Source organism: Nocardia sp. NPDC059236 (genome assembly GCF_042754085.1).
Lineage (GTDB): Bacteria > Actinomycetota > Actinomycetes > Mycobacteriales > Mycobacteriaceae > Nocardia.
Window position 1 is genome coordinate 123,765 of the sequence record NZ_JBHZAF010000008.1, and the last position, 22,297, is coordinate 146,061.

19 protein-coding genes are annotated in these 22,297 nt (G+C 67.5%); 17 read left to right on the plus strand and 2 right to left on the minus strand.

Annotated features, from left to right (window positions below; all coding sequences use genetic code 11):
- Nucleotides 1-46 precede the first annotated feature (46 nt).
- A complete protein-coding gene (locus ACFXIV_RS22055; RefSeq protein ID WP_379396236.1) occupies nt 47-553 on the plus strand; it encodes a 4-oxalocrotonate tautomerase family protein in 507 nt (168 codons plus the stop codon).
- A 138-nt stretch (nt 554-691) separates the two neighbouring features.
- Here ACFXIV_RS22055 and ACFXIV_RS22060 read toward each other — a convergent pair whose 3' ends face one another.
- Nucleotides 692-1,198 (minus strand): transglycosylase SLT domain-containing protein, encoded by a 507-nt coding sequence (locus ACFXIV_RS22060; RefSeq protein WP_379396234.1) that lies wholly within the window; start codon nt 1,196-1,198, stop codon nt 692-694.
- Nucleotides 1,199-1,608: 410 nt separating this feature from the next.
- Here ACFXIV_RS22060 and ACFXIV_RS22065 point away from each other — a divergent pair, with 410 nt between their 5' ends.
- Entirely contained in the window at nt 1,609-4,884 is a 3,276-nt protein-coding gene (locus ACFXIV_RS22065; protein ID WP_379396232.1) for a protein kinase, read from the plus strand.
- 300 nt (nt 4,885-5,184) lie between these two features.
- Here the strand turns inward: ACFXIV_RS22065 and ACFXIV_RS22070 are convergent, their stop codons facing one another.
- The gene (locus ACFXIV_RS22070; RefSeq protein ID WP_379396230.1) at nt 5,185-5,688 is read right to left on the minus strand and encodes a transglycosylase SLT domain-containing protein; all 504 of its coding nucleotides are present in this window, start codon (nt 5,686-5,688) and stop codon (nt 5,185-5,187) included.
- A 377-nt stretch (nt 5,689-6,065) separates the two neighbouring features.
- On the opposite strand from ACFXIV_RS22070, the gene ACFXIV_RS22075 reads away from it, so the two are divergent.
- The 15 genes from ACFXIV_RS22075 to hypF all read left to right on the plus strand — a co-directional run bounded on the left by ACFXIV_RS22075 (nt 6,066) and on the right by hypF (nt 22,289).
- Nucleotides 6,066-9,335 (plus strand): protein kinase, encoded by a 3,270-nt coding sequence (locus ACFXIV_RS22075; RefSeq protein ID WP_379396228.1) that lies wholly within the window; start codon nt 6,066-6,068, stop codon nt 9,333-9,335.
- A gap of 75 nt (nt 9,336-9,410) precedes the next feature.
- On the plus strand, nt 9,411-10,094 hold the full coding sequence (locus tag ACFXIV_RS22080; RefSeq protein ID WP_379396226.1) for a PAS and ANTAR domain-containing protein: 684 nt from the start codon (nt 9,411-9,413) through the stop codon (nt 10,092-10,094).
- 147 nt (nt 10,095-10,241) lie between these two features.
- Complete coding sequence (locus ACFXIV_RS22085) at nt 10,242-11,327, plus strand: HoxN/HupN/NixA family nickel/cobalt transporter (protein ID WP_379396224.1); 1,086 nt, start codon at nt 10,242-10,244, stop codon at nt 11,325-11,327.
- Between the two features lie 94 nt (nt 11,328-11,421).
- On the plus strand, nt 11,422-11,796 hold the full coding sequence (locus tag ACFXIV_RS22090; RefSeq protein WP_379396222.1) for a hydrogenase maturation nickel metallochaperone HypA: 375 nt from the start codon (nt 11,422-11,424) through the stop codon (nt 11,794-11,796).
- The gene (gene hypB, locus ACFXIV_RS22095; protein ID WP_379396220.1) at nt 11,754-12,566 is read left to right on the plus strand and encodes a hydrogenase nickel incorporation protein HypB; all 813 of its coding nucleotides are present in this window, start codon (nt 11,754-11,756) and stop codon (nt 12,564-12,566) included. The genes ACFXIV_RS22090 and hypB overlap by 43 nt, the downstream gene beginning before the upstream one ends.
- Before the next feature lie 129 nt (nt 12,567-12,695).
- Entirely contained in the window at nt 12,696-13,751 is a 1,056-nt protein-coding gene (locus tag ACFXIV_RS22100) for a hydrogenase expression protein HypE (protein WP_379388030.1), read from the plus strand.
- Between the two features lie 13 nt (nt 13,752-13,764).
- Nucleotides 13,765-15,561 carry a nickel-dependent hydrogenase large subunit gene (locus ACFXIV_RS22105; RefSeq protein ID WP_379396218.1) on the plus strand — a complete coding sequence of 599 codons (1,797 nt, stop codon included), beginning with the start codon at nt 13,765-13,767 and terminating at the stop codon, nt 15,559-15,561.
- 30 nt (nt 15,562-15,591) lie between these two features.
- Nucleotides 15,592-16,509, plus strand: a complete 918-nt coding sequence (locus tag ACFXIV_RS22110) for a NifU family protein (protein WP_379396216.1) — start codon at nt 15,592-15,594, stop codon at nt 16,507-16,509.
- A complete protein-coding gene (locus tag ACFXIV_RS22115) occupies nt 16,506-17,141 on the plus strand; it encodes a DUF5947 family protein (protein WP_379396214.1) in 636 nt (211 codons plus the stop codon). The genes ACFXIV_RS22110 and ACFXIV_RS22115 overlap by 4 nt, the downstream gene beginning before the upstream one ends.
- Nucleotides 17,138-17,782 (plus strand): DUF6084 family protein, encoded by a 645-nt coding sequence (locus tag ACFXIV_RS22120; RefSeq protein WP_379396212.1) that lies wholly within the window; start codon nt 17,138-17,140, stop codon nt 17,780-17,782. The genes ACFXIV_RS22115 and ACFXIV_RS22120 overlap by 4 nt, the downstream gene beginning before the upstream one ends.
- Nucleotides 17,782-19,107 (plus strand): hypothetical protein, encoded by a 1,326-nt coding sequence (locus ACFXIV_RS22125; RefSeq protein WP_379396210.1) that lies wholly within the window; start codon nt 17,782-17,784, stop codon nt 19,105-19,107. Before ACFXIV_RS22120 ends, ACFXIV_RS22125 begins: the two co-directional genes overlap by 1 nt.
- Before the next feature lie 15 nt (nt 19,108-19,122).
- Nucleotides 19,123-19,242, plus strand: a complete 120-nt coding sequence (locus ACFXIV_RS22130; RefSeq protein ID WP_379388039.1) for a DUF6893 family small protein — start codon at nt 19,123-19,125, stop codon at nt 19,240-19,242.
- Between the two features lie 24 nt (nt 19,243-19,266).
- A complete protein-coding gene (locus tag ACFXIV_RS22135) occupies nt 19,267-19,722 on the plus strand; it encodes a hydrogenase maturation protease (protein WP_379396473.1) in 456 nt (151 codons plus the stop codon).
- A gap of 3 nt (nt 19,723-19,725) precedes the next feature.
- Nucleotides 19,726-19,968 (plus strand): HypC/HybG/HupF family hydrogenase formation chaperone, encoded by a 243-nt coding sequence (locus ACFXIV_RS22140; RefSeq protein WP_379396208.1) that lies wholly within the window; start codon nt 19,726-19,728, stop codon nt 19,966-19,968.
- Complete coding sequence (gene hypF, locus ACFXIV_RS22145; RefSeq protein ID WP_379396207.1) at nt 19,965-22,289, plus strand: carbamoyltransferase HypF; 2,325 nt, start codon at nt 19,965-19,967, stop codon at nt 22,287-22,289. The genes ACFXIV_RS22140 and hypF overlap by 4 nt, the downstream gene beginning before the upstream one ends.
- Nucleotides 22,290-22,297 lie beyond the last annotated feature (8 nt).

Here is a 22,297-nt window from a genome sequence, read left to right on the forward strand (position 1 = left end):
CGTTCGTTCATCTGAGTTTAGAAACTAAATCTAGGAGGTCGTCGGCATGCCGATGCTCGATGTCTACATTCCGGAGGGCACGTTCACGGCCGAGCGGGAAGCGGCGCTGATGAATCAGATCACCGAAATCCTCATCCGCCATGAGGGATTCGACCCCGCCGATCCGGTCACGCGCTCGGTCTCGTGGGTGTTCCTGCACCGCCCGGCAGCGGTCTACGTCGGCGGCGCACCCGCCGACATGCCGCGGTACAAAGTGGTCCCGTCGGTCCCGGAAGGACAACTGGACACCGCCAAGCGAGCCGGCGTCATCGCAGAGGTCACCGCGGCGATACTCGATGCGGAGGGCGGCGCGTGGCCGCGTGATCCCGGCCGAATCTGGGTGTTCCCCACCGAGATTCCCGAGGGACACTGGGGCGGATTCGGTGAAGTCAGGCCGTTGAGCCGAATTCTCGGCCGGTTGACCGGTGACGACGCACGGGCCACCCGGCTGGCGGCGGAGCGAATCGCCGCCAGCCGCGTCGAACGCACCACGCTCCCGCACAGCGCGCGCTGACCACCCGGTACCGGTGCCGCCATCTCGAGGCAGCACCGGCACCGACGGCCTCCAGCAACAGCTCGGATTATGGTGCGGCTCAGTCCGATTCGAGGCGGGAGCGCACGTCGTCCGAGGTGATGACCGGGCTTCCGAGGGTCAGTATGCGGAGTTGACGTTGTCCATGGAGCCGTAGCGGGCGGCTGCGTAGTTGCAGGCGGCGGTGATGTTGGCTACGGGATCCCAGATGTCCCAGGAGGTTCCGGCGACGTGGTAGGCCTGGAAGGTCGGGTCGATGACCTGGAGCAGGCCTTTGGACGGGGTGCCGCTGGCTGCGTTGGAGTCGTAGAGGTTGATGGCGCCGGGGTCTCCGCCGGATTCGCGCATGATGTTGCGGTGGATGGCGTCGTAGCTGCCCGGAATGCCTTGTGCGGCCATTATATCCAGTGCCTGACGGATCCAGCCGTGGAGGTCGGAACCGTACACGCCGGATTCCGCCGAAACCTTGCCGGAAAGACTCATGGCTGCCGGAACGGTTTGTGCCGGTGTGTGCGGGACGAGTGCCGAGGCCTCGGCGGTTGCCGTGATCGTCAGTGATGCGGCTGCCAGGGCGTAGACGGCGAGACGGCGGGCGGTCCGGGTGCGGGGACGGGGTCCGGTGGCCATTGAGTTCCTCCTCGGGAATTTCGGTGCCGGGCACATGTCGCTCCGTTGCGACCTGCGGGGCGAGAGAGCCCTGGCGGCGTTTCCGGGGGGAATCGGCCGCGTCGGCAGTGAAGACAGCATTGGTTGCGGGCCTGTGTCGGCACGACGGCCGATCTCCCCGAGACATACCTATTTCTGCTTCTCGCTCAATCCGCGTGTGGGGGTCCGCACTAGCGGCGGAGACCCGTCACCCGGCTGCGGGAACGGGCCGGCCCGTGTCCCTGAATTCGGCTGTTCGAATCGCGTTTTCCAACTCTGGAGCGCCTTCCCGATAGCTCGGTTGCCGAGGTCTGGCGGGGATACGCTGTGCGTTGACGAGGATTTGGCGGGTGTTGCTCGGTGCCGGGACGCCGGTGGATGGTGGGCCGCTGATGAGTGAGGACGATCGGTTCCTGACAGTTCGTGACGTGTTCGAGCCGGTCACGGACGAATTGGCCGCAGCCGGGTTCGAGGATGCCGAGGAGATCGGGCGGGGCGGTTTCGGTGTGGTCTATCGCTGCACACAGACCGAGCTGGATCGGACGGTGGCGGTGAAGATCCTGACCGCCGAGCTGGACGAAGAGAACCTGGCACGGTTCTTCCGGGAGCAGCGCGCGATGGGTCGGCTGACCGGGCATCCGAACATCGTGACGATGCTGCAGGCGGGTGTCACCGAGGGCGGACGGCCCTATCTGGTGATGCCGTATCACCCGGTCGGCTCTCTGGATGCACGGATCCGTGGGCAGGGTCCGCTGCCGGTTGAGACGGTGTTGTGGGTCGGGGTGAAGTTGGCCGGGGCGCTGGAGAGTGCGCATCGGTTGGGCATTGTGCATCGGGATGTGAAGCCGGGCAATGTGCTGCTGACCGAGTACGGCGAGCCCGCGCTGACGGATTTCGGTATCGCGCGGATCGCCGGGGGGTTCCAGACGACCGCAGGAACTCTGACCGGGTCGCCGGCCTTCACGGCCCCGGAGGTGCTCGAGGGCCAGGATCCTACGCCCGCCGCGGATGTCTACGGGCTGGGCGCCACCCTGTTCTGCGCCTTGACGGGGCATGCGGCGTTCGAACGTCGCAGCGGGGAGAACGTGGTGACCCAGTTCCTGCGGATCACCACCCAGCCGGTGCCGGACCTGCGCGAGAGCGGCATCCCTGCCGACGTGTCCGTGATGGTCGCGGCGGCGATGAGTCGCGATCCCCTCCAACGGCCGTCGGCAGCGGCGCTGGGGGAGGCGATCCAGCGGGCGCAGCGCCACCACGGGTTCACCGTGGACGAGATGGCGTTGCAACCCGAACCGACCCAGGAGCGCCGGGACCGCAAGCCCGCCGCGCCGGGGTGGCGCCCGCCGGTGCCGCCGATTTCCCGAAGTGCAGGCACATTGCCGCTGGAGTTGACCAGTTTCGTAGACCGCCGCGTCGAGCTGGCGGAGTTGAAGAATCTGCTGTCGGCGGCCCGGTTGGTGACGTTGACCGGGATCGGCGGTGTCGGCAAGACCCGGCTGGCGTTGCGGGCGGCGGTGTCCACGCGCCGGGAGTTCGCCGACGGGGTGTGGTTGGTCGAGTTGGCCGATGTCCACGACCCGTCCCTGCTGGTCAACGCGGTGGCAGCCATCCTGGGGTTGCGTGACGATCCGGCGCGGCCGTTGCCCGAGGTGTTGGTCGAGTTCCTGTCCACGCGCAAGTCGCTGCTGGTGCTGGACAACTGCGAGCAGCTGGTGGCGGCGGTGGCGGAACTGGTCGGGACATGGTTGCGGAGCTGTCCGGACCTGCGGATTCTGGTCACCACCCGCGAGCCGCTCGATATCGCCGGCGAGGCGGTGCTGCGGGTGCCGCCGCTGACGGTGCCGGACCCGGATCGGGAGCCGTCACTGCGAGGGAGGCTGCGGTACGACGCAGTCACGCTGTTCGTCGACCGCGCGACCGCGGTCGTGCCAGGTTTCGAATTGTCGGAAGACAACAAGGCCACCGTGGCCCGGATCTGCGCTCGGCTGGACGGATTGCCGCTGGCGATCGAGCTGGCCGCAGCGCGGATGCGGATGATGTCGCCCGAGCAGATCCTGCAGCGCCTCGACGATCGATATGCACTGCTGAGGCGCGCGAGCCGTACCGCACCTGCGCGGCAGCAGACACTGCAGTGGTGTATCGACTGGAGCTACGGGCTGTGCACCCCGATCGAGCAGCGGTTGTGGGCCCGGTTGTCGGTATTCGTCGGAGGCTTCGAACTCGACGCCGCTGAACAGGTGTGCGGCGTCGATCTGGCTCCGGAGAATGCGCTCGATGTGCTGTCCTCGCTGGTGGACAAGTCGATCGTGATCCGCGACGAGTCGGATGGTGTGGTGTGGTTCCGGATGCTGGAGACACTTCGCGACTACGGCCGACAGAAGCTGCGCGAGTCCGGTGAGGATCAGCAGTTACGGCGCCGGCACCTCCACTGGTCCCACCGAGTAGCGCTGGCCGCGGAGGCCGGGTGGATCAGCGACCGGCAGCCCTACTGGAACGCCAGGCTCGAACGCGGACAACCCAACCTGCGCGACGCGCTCGAATACAGCCTGGCCGAGAACACCGAGCAGGCGGCCGAAGCCGGACTGCAGACCGCCGCAGCACTATTCGTGTTCTGGACTTTCCGAGGTCTGTACAGCGAAGGTCGGCGTTGGATCGACCGGCTCCTCGACCACCCGGCCCGGCAATCCGTACCCGACCGTGTTAAAGCCCTTCACGCCGGCTGCATCATGGCAGCGGTGCAGGGCGACGTGCCGGCGGCTGCCGCCCTTGCCGAGGAGGGACGCGTGCTCGCCGAACGGGTTCCCACCCCGATGACCCGGGCACTGATCACCTATGCCGACGGTATCGTGGCGCTCTATCGCGGTGAGCTTGCTCTGGCGGTCTCCTGCTTGGAACGCGCTGTCAGGATGCTCAGCTCGAATCGGCAAGGATCCCTTTACGCTGCTGCTTTGGCCCGACTCGGCGGGGTGCACGCACTGGCCGGTGATACAGAAGTGGCGATCCAGTGTTACCGGAAGTTGATTTCCATCACCGAAGAGGTCGGTGAATCGTACTTCCGGTCGCTAGCGTTGTGGGGCCTGGGCGTTGCCGCCTGGCGGCAAGGTGAACGGTCCCGGGCAACCGAATTGTTCGAGGACGCACTGCGAGTCAACCGGCGAATGCGCAGTCCGTTCGTTGCCGCGTTGAGCCTCGAGGTGCTGGCCTGGGTCGCCGGTGCCAACGGTGACGCCGAGCGTGCAGCCGTACTGATGGGAGCCGCAGAAGAAGGACGGCGGTCCTTCGGTAACCCTGCGCCCATCTTGCCAATGGTGGACAATCACGACGAATGTGTCCGGACAACGCGATCCGCTCTCGGCGCCCGGAGATTCGATGTGGCCTCCGGCAAAGGCCGAGCGATGGGGATGGACGATGCCGTAGCTTACGTACTCGGCGAGACACCTGCCGACGCCATGGCCGCATCGGGTCCGGCCGCGGCTCTCACCAAGCGTGAGGGCCAGGTCGCGGACCTCATCGCGCAAGGCCTCACCAACAAGCAGATCGCGGCCAAACTGGTGATCTCCCAACGCACCGCCCAGGGCCACGTCGAGCACATTCTCACCAAACTCGGATTCACCTCCCGCGCGCAGATCGCGGCCTGGATCGCAGAAGACGCCCGAACGACAGAGTGATCGACCGGGCCGGCCGGCAATGAGATCCGGTACCCGGGGAAGCTCGAAGGCGAAGAGTCGAGACACCGTCGGGGCCGAGGCCACCACCTCGAAAAGCGCTGGCTCACACCGCAATACCGCCGGATCGGCAGCGTAGTCACCGCCGACAGCAAGCGAGCCGAGCCGACCTGTTCCGCCCCTGCGAGCGTGACGCCACGGCGTGGCTGGCTGAGGCTCGGCCCGACAACCTCGCGACGGTGCGAGATTGCCGGGCCGAAGTCGAGGATCACGCCCTTGCGTCGAGGGCCGGGTTATCGACGATCAGTATGCCGAGTTGACGTTGTCCATCGAGCCGTAGCGGGCGGCTGCGTAGTTGCAGGCGGCGGTGATGTTGGCTACGGGGTCGTAGATGTCCCAGGAGGTTCCGGCGACGTGGTAGGCCTGGAAGGTTGGGTCGATGACCTGGAGCAGGCCTTTGGAGGGGGTGCCGCTGGCGGCGTTGGTGTCGTAGAGGTTGATGGCGCCGGGGTCTCCTCCGGATTCGCGCATGATGTTGCGGTGGATGGCGTCGTAGCTGCCCGGAATGCCTTGTGCGGCCATGATATCCAGTGCCTGACGGATCCAGCCGTCGAGGTCGGAACCGTACACGCCGGACTCGGCCGAAACCTTTATGCCGGTAGTGCTCATGGCTGCTGGAGTGGTCTGTGCCGGTGATTGCGGGACGAGTGCCGAGGCCTCGGCGGTTGCCGTGATCGACAATGATGCGGCTGCCAGGGCATAAACGGCGAAGCGAAGGGCGGTCCGGGGACGGCGTCCGGTGGCCATTGAGTTCCTCCTCAGGAATTTCGATGCCGGGCACATGTCGCTCCATTGCGACCTGCGGGGCGAGAGAGCCCTGGCGGCGTTTCCGGGGGAATCGGCCGCGTCGGCAGTGAAGACAGCATCGATTGCGGGCTTGCTTCGGCACGACGGCCGATCTCCCGGAGACATACCTATTTCCGGGACTCACCCTTTTCCGGCTCTCGGCTCGATCCGCCGCACCGGCCGGTACCCGTGTCGGGAATGGCAGAGTTTGCCACCCGGGCACCAACAGCATCCACGGAGTGCGGTCACGGCCGGTCGCGAGCATTTTTCGTGATGGTCTGACCACTCGCGCAGGGATATTCTTGCTGGTGTCCGCTGCTGCGAATTACGAGTTACCGATGGCTGAAAGTGTTCCAATCGAAACGCAGCGTGATGCCGGTCCCGACGTCGTCACGGAGCTGAGCGCTGCCGGGTTCGACGACGCCCATGAGATCGGGCGGAGCGGTCTCGGGGCTGTTTACCGGTGCACCCAGGTTGCCGTCGACCGCACGGTGGCGGTGAAGGTCCTCACCGGTGAACTGGAGGAGGACCGGGAGCGGTTCTTCCGCGAGCAGCGGGCGATGGGTCGCCTCACCGGGCATCCGAACATCGTCAGCATGTTCGAGGTCGGGCAAACGGGCAGCGGTCGTCCCTATCTGGTCATGCCGTATTTTTCCCGAGGCTCGCTGGCTGAACGTATCCGCGACGACGGTCGGCTGCCTCTCGCGGACGCGCTTCACATCGGGGTGAGGATCGCGGGGGCGCTGGAATCCGCACATCGAGCGGGAGTTCTCCACCGCGATATCAGGCCGGCGAACATTCTGCTCACCGACTACGACGAGCCGGCGTTGACCGACTTCGGTCTCGCCCACGTCTCCGACGAGTTCGAGACCGATGCCGACCTCATCGCCAGCTCGCCGGCCTTCACCGCGCCCGAGGTGCTCGGTGGACAGGCACCCAGCCGCGGCTCGGATGTCTACGGGCTGGGAGCCACCTTGCTCGGTGCTCTCACCGGCCAGGTCGGATTCGAACGCGGCCGCGGTGAGCCGGCGGCGACCCAGTTCGTGCGGATCACCGGCCCCTCGAATCCCGACCGCTGTGAAATCGGTATCCCCTGGGACGTACGCGCAGTGATCGACGCGGCGATGTCTCGCGACCCGCACGACCGGCCTACCGCAACGCTGTTGGGCGAGCAACTGCGCCGAATACAGCGAGAGCACGGTTTCGCGGTCGACGAGATGGCGGTGCGCGACGAATCGGGCTCCGAATCCGAATCGCTGGTGAGTTCGGAACCGTCAGGGCCGCAAGGAGTTCCGCGTATTCGCAGCGACGGATTGCATGAGGGGACGGGGAATCTGCCGCTCGAGCTGACCAGCTTCGTCGATCGACGGACCCAGTTGTCCGAGGTCGGCAATCTGCTGCCAGGGTCGCGTCTGGTGACCCTGACCGGGATCGGCGGGGTCGGAAAGTCAAGGCTCGCACAGCGAGTCGCTCACAAGGTCCGGCAGAGGTTCGCGAACGGGGCGTGGCTGGTCGAGTTGGCGGAGCTGCGCGATGACGCTCTGCTGGCCGATGCGGTGGCCGCTGTCTTCGGAATACGAAGCCAAGGTGTCATATCCGTGCTCGACACGCTGGTGGAGGCGCTGGAACCGTATGAGCTGCTGCTGGTGCTGGACAACTGTGAGCACGTGGTCGACGCGGCCGCGAAGCTGTCGGAGGCGCTGCTGCGGGCGTGTCCGAATGTGCGAATCCTGGCCACGAGCCGGGAGGCGCTGGGGATCGGCGGGGAAACCGTGTATCCGGTGCAGCCGCTCGGGATTCCCGATTCGACCAGTGAGCGGGCGCTGGCGCACTCCCACGCGGTGGCACTGTTCGTCGAACGCGCCGCCGCGGCGGTGCCGGGGTTCGAGATGACCGAAGCGAACCAGCGTGCCATTGCCCAGATCTGCACCAGGCTGGACGGATTGCCGTTGGCGATCGAGCTGGCCGCGGCGCGCCTGCGCACGATGTCGGTCGAGCAGATCCAGACCCGGCTGAGCGACCGGTACGCCCTGTTGACCCGGGGTGGCCGGGGAACGCCGAAGCGGCAGCAGACGCTGTGGTATTGCGTCAATTGGAGCTATGACCTGTGCACACCCGACGAGAAGCGGCTGTGGGCTTGCTTGTCGGTGTTCGCCGGAGGTTTCGAACTCGACGCCGTCGAGCAGGTGTGCGCCGATGACATGACCGAGTCCCAGGTGCTCGATACCTTGTCCGCGCTGGTGGACAAATCGATCCTGGTCCGGCAGGAAGCCGAGGGGGCGGTGCGCTTCCGGATGCTCGAGACGGTGCAGGAATTCGGCCGGGAGAAGGCCGAGGAGTCCGGTCGGTTCCCGGACCTGCACCGGCGGCATCGGGACTGGTGCGAACAACTGGTACGCGAGGCCGGCGCCAATTTCATCGGCCCGCATCAACTGGATTGGGTTGCCCGGCTCGAGCGGGAACTGCCGAATCTTCGAGAGGCATTGGACTTCAGCCTGTCCGAGTCCGAGGAAGGCGGGCTCGGGATGACCACGAACCTGTACCTTTTCTGGGGCTTGCGGGGGCGGCTGCATGAGGGCCGTCGCTGGTATGAGCGCGTGCTCGGCCATTCGCTCGACGGCCGGACCGCGGACCGAGCCAGGGCACTGTTCGCCGCCGGCACGATCGCGGGTTTGACCGGCGACCTGCAGACCGCCAACGACCGGTTCACGGAGCTCCGCGTACTCGCCGAGCAGACAGTGGAACCGCTGGTCGGAGCCTTGGTCAACCACGCCGAGGCAAATCAGGCGCTCGCCCGCGGCAATGTCGGCGAGTCCGACGCGGTTGCCCTGCTGACCGATGTGGTCCGCAGTTACGAGGCGTGCGGTGAGCTCGGAATGCAGTTGGACGCTCAACTGTCCCTCGGCTGGGCCTATGCCCTGGGCGGTGATGCTGCCCGGGCCGTCGCCTGCCACGAGAAGACGCTCGCCACGACAGCAGCCTGCGGCGAAACGATCTATCGCTCATGGGCGTTGTTCGCGGCGGGCTTCGCCGTCTGGCGCGACGGCGACGTCGAACGCGCCAAGCACCTGCTGGAGGAAGGCGTTCGGCTGTCCGCACTGACATCCGATCCGCTCGTCGCCGCGGGTTGTCTGGAGACGCTGGCCTGGATTGCAGCCGACCGGAACGAACCTCGCCGTGCGGCGGTCCTGATGGGCGCAGCGGACAAGCTGGGGCGCCTCGCCGGCACCGCGACGCTCATGGTCCGTGATCTGCTCGCATACCGTACCGAGTGCATGCGGAGCAGCCGGCAGGCGCTCGGCGCACGAGCCTTCGACCGGGCCCGCCAGGAAGGTTCCGCGATGAGTCTCGACTCGGCCGTACGGCTCGCGCTCGACGAACCGTCCCCCGCACCCGATAGTTCGCCGCAGCAGCTGACGAAACGTGAACGGCAGGTCGCCGACCTCGTCGCGGAAGGTCTGACGAACAGAGCGATCGCGTCACGTCTGGTGATCTCGCAACGCACCGCACAGGGGCACGTCGAACACATCCTGGCCAAATTGGGTTTCACCTCGCGCGCCCAGATAGCGGCGTGGGCTGCGGAAAATTCCGGCGGCAGTCCGGGATGACCGGCCGGCGTCTCGCTGTGGTGTCGGCCGTGTCGAACTGCTCCCCGTGCCGGTGCGGCAACGGATAATTCGGCTGTGACCCAAGGCGGCGAGGCCCCTCCGGATGATGCGCAGATCCTCGGACGGGTGATGGGCGCGGGTCGCCCGCAGAGCGTCGGTAGCTTTCGCTTCTGGTTCGGTGACCAGCGGTGGGAGTGGTCCGATGAGGTGGCGGTGATGCACGGCTACCCGCCGGGCGCGGTGTCGCCGACCACTGATCTGCTGCTCTCGCACAAGCATCCCGAGGATCGTGTCCAGGTCGCGAGCATGATCGCGCGTTCGGTGAACGATGCGCTGCCGTTCTCGAGCCGCCACCGCATCATCGATACCGGCGGGAACGTGCACGACGTGATCGTGGTGGGTGATCAGATGGTCGACGGCCAGGATCGGGTTGTCGGATCGGCCGGTTTCTACATCGACGTGACCGATGCGCTGGCTGAGCACCGTCAGGAGGCTCTCGACGACAGCCTGCCCGAGCTGTATGCCGCGCGTGCGGTGATCGAGCAGGCCAAGGGCGCGATCATGCTGGTCTACGGTGTCAGCGCCGAGGCGGCGTTCCGGGTGCTCGCCTGGCGATCGCAGGAGACCAACACCAAGCTGCGTGCCCTGGCCGCGCAATTGATGGAGGACCTGCAAGCTCTGGCGGACGCGGCGAAGCCGATTCGCACCCACTTCGACCACCTGCTGCTGACCGCCCACGAGCGAGTACCTGAGCAATGACGGTCAGCGGTTTCCGGGCCGCGCCCCGCGGTACGCGAACAGTCGGTTGCAGCACCGGCGAGCGCGGGTTTACCGTCAGAGGGTTCGGTGTGCGTCGATTGGCAGATCGTGGCATCAACAACGCAGCAGCGCAGGCCCTTTCGCGCGTTGACGAAGCCCCTGGCACTGACCCGGCAGGAATCGCTGCAAATGGCGGCGATGGCCGGGATGATCGTCGGCCTGCATGTGCTGGGCTGGTTCACACTGGTCGCGCTCGTCGCCCCACAGCATCTCAGCGTCGGTGACCGCACCCTCGGCATCGGAGTCGGCCTGACCGCGTACACCCTGGGTATGCGGCATGCGTTCGACGCCGACCACATCGCTGCCATCGACAACACCACGCGCAAGCTCATGCACGATGGGCAACGTCCGCTGTCGGTGGGATTCTTCTTCTCTCTCGGACATTCCACGGTCGTCTTCGTGCTGGCCCTGCTGCTCTCGATGGGCGTGCGGGTCATTGCCGGGCCGATCGAGAACGACTCCTCGGCCCTGCATCACTACACCGGACTGATCGGCACGACGGTATCCGGGACGTTCCTCTACCTCATCGCGATCCTGAATCTCGTTGTGCTGGTGGGGATTCTGCGGGTCTTCGGGCGCATGCGCGGCGGCGGCCACGACGAGGCCGAGCTGGAGCAGCAGCTGGCACAGCGTGGTCTGGTGAATCGGCTGCTCGGGCCGGTGACGAGGTCGGTGACCAAGTCCTGGCAGATGTATCCGATCGGGCTGCTGTTCGGTCTCGGCTTCGACACCGCCACCGAGGTCGCGCTGCTGGTATTGGCCGGCACCAGCGCGGCGGTGGGCCTGCCCTGGTACGCGATTCTGTGTCTGCCGATTCTGTTCGCCGCCGGTATGAGCCTGCTGGACACCGTCGACGGCGGCTTCATGAACTTCGCCTACGGGTGGGCTTTCGCCAAACCCGTGCGCAGGGTCTACTACAACATCACCGTCACGGCGCTGTCCGTCGCGGTCGCCCTGATCATCGGCACCATCGAGCTGCTCGGCCTGCTCGTCGGCCAATTGGGCTGGACCGGCGGCGTCTGGGATTGGGTCGGCGGACTCGACCTCAATGTGGTCGGTTTCCTCGTGGTCGGCCTGTTCGTCCTCACCTGGGCCATTGCCCTGCTGACCTGGCACTACGGTGGCCTCGAGGAAAAGTGGACCACCGCGCGGCAACCTGAAGCCGGGGAATGAGCCGCAGGGGTGAGGTGGTGTGCGGGGCACGGCTCGGGAGTAGCTTGATAGGGGTCCTTCTCGGTAGGGGTTCTTCTCGACGAGACGAGTCGTTGTGCACGAGATGGCGATTACCCAGAGTGTCATCGATGCCGTCGGCGAACACGCGGCCGGCCGCACCGTCCATAGCGTGACGCTCGAGATCGGCGCACTCTGTGCCGTCGTCCCCGACGCTCTGCGATTCTGCTTCGATCTGGCCGCCGAGGGAACCGTCGCGGCGGGCGCACGTCTGGACATCCATCTCATTCCCGGCATGGCCCGGTGCCGGGCCTGCGGCCGGGACTTCGTCCTGCCCGATCCTGTGCTGCTGTGCCCCTGCGGCAGCGCGGATGTCGAGGTGACCGCCGGGCGGGAGCTGCGAATCCGATCCATGGAGGTGAGCGACCCATGTGTGCTACCTGCGGATGCGGTGGCGAGACGGGCGGACTGATCACCGTCCCCAACCCGCACGACCATGCTCATGACGACCACGCCCATCACGACCATGGGCACCCGGGGCACGACCATGCCGGCCACGAACACGGCGGTGACCACGTGCACCTGCCGATCACCGAGACCGTGACGCTGGAACAGCAGGTCCTGGCCAAGAACGACCGGCTGGCACAGGAGAACCGGGCCTGGCTCGCCGAACGCGACATCCTCGCGCTCAATATGACGAGCTCGCCGGGTGCGGGAAAGACCACGCTGCTGGTCCGCACCATCCGTGAACTCGGTGCGGGACCGGTCGCCGTCATCGAGGGGGATCAGGAGACCCTGCTCGACGCCGAGCGGATCATGGCCACGGGATGCAAGGTGGCACAGATCAATACCGGTGCCGGCTGTCACCTGGACGCGGCCATGACCCGCCGCGCCCTCGACCTGCTCGCGCCGGAGTCCGGCAGCCTGCTGTTCATCGAGAACGTCGGAAACCTGGTGTGCCCGGCGCTGTTCGATCTGGGCGAGAGCGGCAAGGTCGTGGTGATCTCGGTGACCGAGGGCACCGACAAGCCGCTGAAGTACCCGCACATGTTCTCGGTGGCGACCCTGGTGCTGATCAACAAGATCGACCTGTTGCCCTACGTCGACTTCGACCCGGACCGCTTCGGTGAGCTCGCGCGATCGGTGAATCCCGGAGTCCGAATCCTGGAGATCTCGGCGTCCACCGGGGCGGGTCTCGCGCAGTGGTACGAGTGGCTGTCCGCCCAGCGCGTGCCTGTTTAGCGGACCCTTGAGGCGGTCTCGGGCCGCGCCTAAACTTACGTGATCAGGCTCACATCCCGGTCGGTCGTTTTCGAGAAAACGGCGACGCCCGACCGTCTGGCATTTCGCTTCGAAGGGTGGCACCTTTTCATGCCGACTAAAGAAGCAGTCAATGCGGAGCAGACGCTGATCCACGTTCTCTGGATCAACGCGGGACTCAGTTGTGATGGCGACTCGGTGGCCCTGACTGCCGCCACCCAGCCCAGTGTCGAGGAGATAGCTCTCGGATCCCTGCCTGGTCTGCCCAAGATCGCCGTTCATTGGCCACTCATCGATTACGAATGTGGCCCGACCGGGGGAGCCGACGACTTCCTCGAGTGGTTCTTCAAGGCCGATCGTGGCGAGCTCGAACCCTTCGTCCTGGTCGTCGAGGGGTCGATCCCGAACGAGCGTTTGCACGTCGAGGGCTACTGGTGCGGGTTCGGCAACAATCCCGAGACCAACCAGCCCATGACCACCAGCGAATGGGTCGATCGGCTGGCCCCGAAGGCGACCGCAGTGGTCGCGGCCGGTACCTGCGCGACCTACGGCGGCATCCACGCCATGGCCGGCAATCCGACCGGCGCCATGGGCGTCCCCGACTACCTGGGCTGGGAGTGGAAGAGCAAGGCCGGCATACCCATCGTGTGCGTGCCGGGTTGCCCGATCCAGCCCGACAATCTCTCCGAGACCCTGACCTACCTGCTCTACATGGCCACCGGCCAGGCCCCGATGATCCCGCTCGACGAGGCATTGCGCCCCAAATGGCTTTTCGGTGCGACGGTGCACGAGGGGTGCGATCGCGCGGGCTATTACGAGCAAGGGGATTTCGCCACCGAATACGGCTCGCCGAAATGCATCGTGAAATTGGGGTGCTGGGGCCCGGTCGTGAAATGCAATGTGCCCAAACGCGGTTGGATAAACGGCGTCGGCGGTTGCCCGAATGTCGGTGGTATCTGTATCGGTTGCACCATGCCCGGATTCCCGGACAAGTTCATGCCCTTCATGGACGAGCCGCCGGGCGGCAAGTTGTCCTCCACCGCGTCGGGTTTGTACGGCTCGGTGATTCGCAGTCTGCGGCACATCACCGGCCGCACCGTGGACAAGGAGCCGAGCTGGCGGCACAAGGGAGACAAACTGGATTCCGGCGCGGTCCGGACCTGGTAGGGAAGGCAATCCGATGACCGAGATCATTCCCGAGCCCTCGCACCGCACGATCCAACCGGATGCCCTCGTCGAGATGGCCTGGGATCCGATCACCCGCATCGTCGGGAGCCTGGGCATCTACACCAAGATCGATTTCGAGAATCGGGAGGTGGTCGAGTGCCACAGCACCTCCTCGATCTTCCGCGGTTACTCGATCTTCATGCGCGGCAAGGATCCTCGTGACGCGCACTTCATCACCAGCCGCATCTGCGGCATCTGCGGCGACAACCACGCCACCTGTTCGTGCTACTGCCAGAACATGGCCTACGGGGTGAAGCCGCCGAATCTGGGCGAGTGGATCGTCAATATGGGCGAGGCCGCCGAGTACATGTTCGACCACAACATCTTCCAGGAGAACCTGGTCGGCGTGGACTTCTGCGAGAAGATGGTGTCCGAGACCAACCCGGGCGTGCTAGCCCTGGCCGAGAAGACCGAGGCGCCGCACGCGCAGGCGCACGGCTACCGCACCGTCGCCGACATCATGCGGGCGCTCAACCCCTTCACCGGCGAGTTCTATCGCGAGGCGCTGCAGGTCAGCCGCTATACGCGAGAGATGTTCTGCCTCATGGAGGGCCGCCACGTGCACCCGTCGACGCTGTACCCCGGCGGGGTCGGCACGGTCGCCACCATCCAGTTGATGACCGACTACATGACCCGGCTCATGCGCTACGTCGAGTTCATGAAGAAGGTCGTCCCCATGCACGACGACCTGTTCGACTTCTTCTACGCGGCGCTGCCCGGATACAACCGGGTCGGCCTGCGGCGCACGCTGCTGGGCTGCTGGGGCTCGTTCCAGGATCCGGAGGTGTGCAACTTCAACTACAAGGACATGGAGAACTGGGGCAACGCGATGTTCGTGACCCCCGGCGTCATAGTGGACGGGAAACTGATCACCCACTCACTGCTGGACATCAATCTCGGTATCCGAATCCTCTTGGGCAGTTCGTATTACGAGGACTGGACCGACCAGGAGATGTTCGTCAAGAACGATCCGCTGGGCAATCCGGTGGACCGCCGCCACCCCTGGAATCAGCACACCAACCCCAGCCCGCAGAAGCGCGACCTGGAGGACAAGTACAGCTGGGTGATGTCGCCACGCTGGTTCGACGGCAAGGAACATCTCGCGCTCGACACCGGTGGCGGACCGCTGGCGCGACTGTGGTCCACCGCCCTGGCGGGGATGGTCGACATCGGCTATGTCAAGTCCACCGGCCACAGCGTGCAGATCAATCTGCCCAAGACGGCGCTCAAGGGTCCGGTCGAATTGGAGTGGACGATACCGGCTTTCGGCAGCAACACCATCGAGCGCAACCGCGCCCGCACCTACTTCCAGGCCTACGCCGCGGCGTGCGCGCTGCACTTCGCGGAGAAGGCGCTCGAAGAGATCCGGGCCGGGCGGACGAAGACCTGGGAGCATTTCGAGGTGCCGGACGAGAGCATCGGCTGCGGTTTCACCGAGGCCGTGCGCGGTGTGCTGTCGCACCACATGGTGATCCGGGACGGCAAGATCGCCAACTACCATCCGTATCCGCCCACACCCTGGAACGCCAGCCCGCGCGACAGTTTCGGAACCCCGGGACCGTACGAGGACGCGGTGCAGGGACAGCCGATCTTCGAGGAGAACGATCGGGAGCACTTCAAGGGCATCGACATCATGCGCACCGTCCGCAGTTTCGATCCCTGCCTGCCCTGCGGTGTGCACATGTACCTGGGTGGTGGCAAGTCCTTGGACCTGCTCCACTCACCCACCCAGGCGCTGACCGCTGAGTAGCGGTCGAGCCGGTACCAGGAGGCGAGCGCGGTGAACGACCGATCCGAGGACCACCGCGCTCAGGCCGCGGACACCGATCGCTGGCGCGAGGCCGGCGAGCGGATCGACACCCTGCTGGGTGCGATTTCCGCCGCCGGGCCCGTGGCGCGGGAGCGCGCCGAGGAACTGGTCGGTGAGATCGTCGGCCTGTACGGTGCGGGACTCGAGCGGACCATCCGGCTGCTCGATCCCGAGACCGTCGAACGGCTGGTGGCCGACGACCTGATCGCCAGCCTGCTGCTGGTACACGGACTGCACCCGCACGACACGCTCACCCGCGTGCGCACGGCGCTGGACGGAGTGCGCCCATACCTGGGCTCGCACGGTGGCGACGTGACGGTGGTGGCGGTGACCGACGGCGTGCTGCGGCTGGCCTTCACCGGCAGCTGCCGCAGTTGCCCGTCCTCCGGGGTGACCCTGGAGCTGGCGGTGGAGGACGCGGTGCGCGCCGCCGCGCCGGAGATCGAGACCATCGAAGTGGTTGCGTCCGAACCGGATTCGAATACCGGCGTGATCCCGGCGGAGTCACTGCTGGCCCGCGTCCACGCCAACGGCGAGCACGGCGGAACCTGGATCGGGGCGCCCGAGCTGGCACTGCTCGGCACGGGTGAGGTGGGTGGTTTCGCGCTGGCCGGCGCGGCCGTCGTGGCCTGCCGGGTCGGCGACGAGCTGTTCGTCTACCGCGATCACTGTCCGTCGTGCGGGAATTCGATGGTGGGAGCGGCGCTGCATCGCCGGGCCGGGTTCGGGGCCGGCGCGGCCGTGCTGCGCTGCCCGGTCTGCCGGGCCCACTTCGACGTCGTACACGCCGGCGCACGCCTGGACGGCGACGGTCATCTGGAACCGCTCCCGGTTCTGATCCGTTCGGGCACACCGCAGGTGGCGGTGCCGATGGAGGCGGCCGGATGAATCCCGCCTTCGGCGTGCTGCGCAGGCTCGCGACGTCCCGGCCCGCCCCGGCGCCGGCGGGGGAGCGGTGTGAGATGTGCGGTGAAACCATCGCCGAGACGCACAGCCACGTCGTGAATATCGAAGGCAGACAACTCATGTGCGTCTGCCGGGCCTGCTATCTGCTGTTCACCGACCGCACCGCGAACCTGCGGTATCGCGCGGTCCCGGATCGCTGCCTCGCCTTCCCCGGGGTCAGCATCGGCCCGGGGGATTGGGACGCCCTGCAGATTCCGGTCGGCCTGGCCTTCTTCTTCCGCAACTCCACGCTCGGCCGCACGGTGGCGTTCTATCCCGGCCCGGCCGGCGCCACCGAATCCGAACTGCCGCTGGACCAGTGGAGCGCGATCCTGGACCGGCATCCCGAGCTCGCACAGGCCGACGACGATGTCGAGGCCGTGCTGATCCACCTGCCCGAGCGCGGCGGCACCCCGACCTGCCTGCTGCTGCCGATCGACGCCTGCTACGAATTCGTCGGGCACATGCGGTTGCTGTGGCGCGGATTCGACGGCGGGCAGGAAGCCCGCCACTACATCGAGGAATTCCTCGCCGCCATGACCGCCCGGGCCCGTGTCGTGGGAGGCACCCCGTGAGCCCGGCGTACTCGATCACCTTCGCGGTCCTGGGCATCCGGCCCGAACCGTATGCCGTGACGCCGACCCTGTCGGCGCGGACCGGCATCGCCGCGCTGTCCGAGGAGCCCGTGCACGCCATCGCCCTGCGCGCACAGGTGCGTATCGACCCGAACCGCCGCTCCTACACCGACGAGGAGGGTGCGGGCCTGACCGATCTGTTCGGTCCCCGGGAACGCTGGGCCGAGACCCAACGCTCCTTCCTGTGGATGCATTGCGCGACAATGGTTCCCGGCTTCGCCAGCGGTGGCACCGAGGTGGATCTGCCGATGCTGTGCACCTACGACCTCGAGGTCGCGGGTTCGAAGTATCTGCACGCGCTGCGCGACGGCACGGTCCCGCTGTCGTTCCTGTTCAGTGGCACCGTGTTCATCAGGGGCGAAACCGGTTTCGCGGTGCAGCAGGTGCCGTGGGACCGCGACGACCGGTTCGACATGCCGGTGTCGGTGTGGCGGGATCTGATGGCCGCGCACTTCCCGGACACGGGCTGGGTGCGGTTGTCGCGGGAGACACTGGATGAGCTGTCCGCCTTCAAATCCGGTCGTGGCCTGCTCGGCTACGACCAGGCGGTGCGCGAGTTGCTGGCCGCGGGGGGTGCGTGATGAGCGCCGATGTCGCGGCACGGGCGGCGGCGCGCGCGGTGGCCGACGCGGTGCTCTACGAGGGGTACCTGCTGTACCCGTACCGGGCGAGCGCCCGGAAGAACGTGTGCCGCTGGCAGTTCGGCGTGCTCGGACCGGAGCGGGCGGCCGCGGACGGGCTGGGCGAGGATTCCGAGCTCGCGACGCAGTTCCCGGTCACGGCCGGTGAGCCGGCGCGGATCAGTGTCGCGGTGCGGTTCCTGCACCGGCAGCGGCGCACGGTCCGGAGCTCGGACGGCACCGCCGTCGCGGAACTCCATGCCGCCGGTCGGTCCTGGCTGAGCTGGGACGAGGCCGTCGAATACGAGCACGACATCGGCCCGATACCGTTGGCGCACAGCATTTTTCCGTTCACGGTCCCCGGCGCCGAGGAGAGTGCGGCGATCAGTGACGACACCGGCGGCGTGGTCGGCTCGTTGCTGCGCACCCGGGAACCGCTCCGCGGCGAGCTCGAACTGTCGGTGGACGACGTCGGCGGCTACCGCCGAGTGGGCATCGTCCTGCGCAACACCGGCGCGGCGGCCACCGACCCCGATGACGCGCTGGCCCGCTCGCTGCTGGGCGCGCACCTGATCGTCGAACTCGACGGCGGGCGGTTCCATTCGCTCACCGATCCGCCTGCCGACGCCGAGGATGCTGTCCAAAGCTGTTGCCACCACCGCTGTTTCCCGGTGCTGGCGGGCCCGCCCGGCCAGGACGAGCTGCTGCTGGTCTCCCCGATCATCCTCTACGACCATCCCGAGATCGCCCCGCAGAGCCAGGGCCCGCTGTTCGACTCCACCGAGATCGACGAGATCCTGGCGCTGCGCGTGCTGACCATGACCGATGACGAGAAGCGCGAGGCGCGCGCCACCGACCCGCTCGCCGCCGAGATCATCGATCGCTGCGAGAAGCTCGACGCCGAGCGACTGGGATCCCTGCACGGCGTGCTGCGGGAGGACCCGTCCCCACGGGTGCTGCCCACGCTGGCCGACGGCGTCGACTGGTGGGATCCGATGGCCGACAGTGCCGTTGCGCCCGACACCGACGCGGTGGCGGTGGCCGGGGTGCTGGTGCGCAAGGGCAGCCGGGTGCGGTTGCATCCCGGGCGCCGCGCCGACGCGCAGGACCTGTTCTATGCCGGCCGCACCGCCAGGGTGGTCACGGTGCACGAGGACGTGGACGGCGGGGTGCACGTCGGTGTGGTCGCCGAGGACGACCCCGCAGCCGAATTGCACGAATGGTACGGGCGCTACCTGTACTTCGCCCCCGATGAGATCGAGCCGCTGGACGGCTCGCCCGAGTGAAAGGAAGGGCCGGAGATGGCAACGGTAGGAGTGGTCGCGATCGTGATCGTCGCCCTGGCCGCGTTGTTCGCGGTCGCTGTGGGCCTTGTGTCCATCCCCGATATCCGCAGGTACTTCCGGATACGGCACATGTGAGCGGGTGATCGCACGACACGGGTACTGGTCGCCGGGATCGGCAATATGTTCCTCGGCGACGACGGATTCGGATCCGAGGTGGTCCGGCGGCTGCCGCCGGACCACGACCCCGGCGTGTGCGTCACCGACTACGGCATCCGGGGCCTGCACCTGGCCTACGACCTGCTCGACGGATGGGACGCGCTGGTGCTGGTGGACGCGATCCCCGATCGCGGCGAACCGGGACGCGTGGAGGTCTTCCGCGCCGAATCCGGCGGCGGCGCTGCCGGATTCGACGGGCACGCCATGCACCCGGAGGCCGTCTTCGAGACCGTGCGCGCACTCGGCGGCGCGGTGCCGCCGACGGTCGTGGTGGGCTGCCAGGTGTGCTCGGTCGACGAGCGTATGGGACTGACCGACGTGGTCGCCGCCGCCGTGCCCGCCGCGGTCGCCGCGGTCGGCGACGTGCTGGCCGAACTACTCGCCCGGCAGGAGGTGTGAGCCGTGTGCCTCGGAATTCCGGGCCTGGTCGTGGAGATTCTCGACGGCTATCACGACCAGATCGCGCTCGTCGACGTTTCCGGTGAGCGGCGGAAGGTGAATGTCGGCCTGCTGGACCAGGATCCGGTCCGGCCCGGTGACTGGGTGATCATTCACATGGGCCTGGCGGTGGAGAAGACCGATGCGGCCGGCGCGGCCGCGGCCCTGGACGGGCTGCGGCTGCTGCGCCAGGGAGACGCGCCATGAGCGCCGGGCGCGGCCGCCGCCGCGTGGTGGTGCGCGGCGTGGTTCAGGGCGTCGGCTTCCGGCCGTTCGTGTACACCACCGCCGCCGAGCTGTCCCTGACCGGATCGGTGTCCAACGACAGCTGCGGTGTGATCATCGAAATCGAGGGCGCGACCGCGGATCTGGCGGAGTTCGTGCGGCGGATGCGGTCGGATGCGCCGCCGCTGGCGGTCGTCGAATCCGTCGAGTGCCTCGAGATTCCGGTGCGCGGCGGCACCGGCTTCCATATCGCCGCGACCAGCCGGGACGGGACCGGACGCACACTGGCCTCACCCGATGTGGCCATCTGCGCCGAGTGTGTCGCCGATCTGTGCGATCCGGGCAACCGGCGCTACCGGCACCCCTTCGTGAACTGCACCAACTGTGGTCCCCGGTTCACCATCATCGCGAGCCTGCCCTACGACCGCGATCGCACCAGCATGGCCGGCTTCCCGATGTGCGCGCGGTGCGCCGCCGAGTACGCCGATCCCGCCGACCGGCGCTTCCATGCGCAGCCCATCGCCTGCCCCGACTGCGGTCCCCGGTTGTCCTACACCGGCCCGGGCGCCGGTGATCCGGTCGCCGCCGCACGAGAGTTGTTGCGCGACGGCGGAATTCTCGCCGTCAAGGGCATCGGCGGGTACCACCTGGCCTGCGACGCCGGGAACGAGACGGCAGTGGCCGAGCTGCGCCGGCGGAAACGCCGCGGGGACAAGCCGTTCGCCGTCATGACGGCGGATCTGGATACGGCACGGCGTATCGCCGAGATCGACGAGACGGCCGCTCGACTGCTGACCGGGCCCGCCCGGCCCATCGTGCTGCTGCCACGCGCGGACCTCGCCGTCGGTACCGAAACCGGCGGGCGCGCTCCGGAATTCGCCATCGCGCCGTCGGTCGCCCCGCGCAACCCCGATCTCGGCGTCATGCTCGCCTACACGCCGCTGCATCTGCTGCTCTTCGGCCTGCCCGGTGACCCGCCCGGCCCCCGGGTGCTCGTGATGACCTCGGCGAACCTCGGTGGCGAACCCATCTGCTACGACGACGCCGACGCGCGGACCCGGCTGACGGGTCTGGCGGACGCCTGGCTCGCGCACGACCGTCCCATCCTGGTGCCCTGCGACGATTCGGTACTGCGGGTGGTCGACGGCATGGAACTGCCGTTGCGTCGTTCCCGCGGCTTCGCCCCGCTGCCCCTGGCCCTGCCGCTGCCGGTCCAGCCCACGCTCGCGGTGGGTGCGGATCTCAAGAACACCTGTGCCGTCGGCGACGGGCGCTATGCCTGGCTCAGCCAGCACATCGGCGATATGGACGATCTGGCGACGCTGCGCGCCTTCACCGACGCCGAACGCCATCTCGAGGAACTGACCGGCGTGCGACCGGTCGTGCTGGCCGCCGACGCCCACCCGCGCTACCGCTCGACCGCGTGGGCGCGGGAACAGGCGGGCGAGCGGCCGGTGCGCACCGTGCAGCACCATCACGCGCACATCGCGGCGGTCATGGGTGAACACGGCCTCGATCCGGCCGCCGCCGTCCTCGGAATCGCCTTCGACGGCACCGGATTCGGGCCCGACGGCGCGATCTGGGGCGGCGAGGTGCTGGCGGCCGGATACAAGGGCTACCGGCGGCTGGCCCATCTGCGCTACGTACCGCTGGCCGGTGGCGACGTGAGCGTGCGCCGCCCCTACCGCATGGCGCTGGCGCACCTGCGGGCCGCCGGAATCGAATGGACCGAGGATCTTCCCGCGGTGGCTGCGTGCCCGCCCGCCGAGCGCGCCGTGCTCGCCCACCAGCTGGACACCGGATTGGGCAGCGCGCCGACGTCGAGTATGGGCCGGCTGTTCGACGCCGTCGCGGCACTGGCCGGGGTCCGGTTCGAGGTCGACTACGAAGCGCAGGCCGCGATCGAACTGGAATGGCATGCGCGCGGGGTGGACCCGGCGGCCGGGCATTACCGGTTCGCGAGGCCGGATCGGGCCGGAGACGGGGACGGTGCGTCGGTGTTCGACGCCGCCCCGGTGATCGGCGCCGTGATCGGCGATGTGCGGGCGGGCGTCCCGGTGGGGATCATCGCGGCGCGTTTCCACGACGCGGTCGCGCGGCTGGTCCTCGGCCTCGCGGCCGACTACGCCACCCCGGCCACCCCGGTCGTCCTGACCGGCGGCGTGTTCCAGAACGCGCTGCTGCTGTCGGCCGCGCGTGGACTGTTGGTGGACAACGGTTTTCGAGTCTTGACCGCTCATCGGTTGCCGCCCAACGACGGCGGCCTGGCATTCGGGCAACTACTCGCCGCCGAGGCGGGTTGAGCGAAGGG